The sequence below is a fragment of the Clostridium arbusti SL206 genome (assembly GCF_000246895.1).
GTDB lineage: Bacteria > Bacillota > Clostridia > Clostridiales > Clostridiaceae > Clostridium_I > Clostridium_I arbusti.
In genome coordinates this window covers 1-671 of sequence record NZ_BAEV01000204.1, presented here as the reverse complement: position 1 = coordinate 671, position 671 = coordinate 1, and the positions used below count along the sequence as shown (strand labels likewise).

Sequence of the window (671 nt, the reverse complement as noted above, 5' to 3'; positions counted from 1 at the left end):
AACTTATATACTCCGCAGGAGTCATGAAGTTCAACTTAATGCCAAAAAAGTATATAGATTAGCTAAAAAGCTAGGATTGCTTCTTCCATATGTAAAACACACTAAGCAAGGACATCTTGCTATCGCAAGAGATGTAAAAGCTATAAATAAATTATGGCAAATTGATATAAAGTATGTAAAAGCTTTAAATGGACAGTTTATAATGCTTACTGATATTATTGACGTTTATTCTAGAAAATTAGTTGGTAGAGAAATTACACCAACTGCTACCACAGAAGATGCAAAAACAGCTGTAAAAAGAGCACTTATAGAGAATAAGGTTACTTCAAATATAGTTTTAAGAAGCGATAATGGTCCCCAGTTTACATCTGTAAAATTTGAACAATTCTGCAAAATAAATAATATATATCATGAGCTTATCCCAACAAGCTCACCTAACTATAATGCACATATAGAGTCCTTTCATTCCTTACTTTCTAAGGAGTGCATTAGTTGGAATGAGATTAGGAACTTTACTCACGGGTATATGCTTATTGATGAGTATATAGAGTTCTATAATGAAGAAAGAATTCATGGAAGCTTAAATTATTTAAGTCCAAATGAGTTTATAAAAAAATCTATAATATAGTTAGCATTCGTTAGCTTTTGTTGAAAATAAAGGGGTCAATCCG

1 protein-coding gene is annotated in these 671 nt (G+C 30.8%); it reads left to right on the top strand.

The annotated features are described in order from the left end of the window. Nucleotides 1-628 (top strand): IS3 family transposase (locus RH99_RS18385; RefSeq protein WP_010241843.1); only part of this gene is annotated, 628 nt, incomplete at its 5' end. Between the last annotated feature and the right edge of the window lie 43 nt (nucleotides 629-671).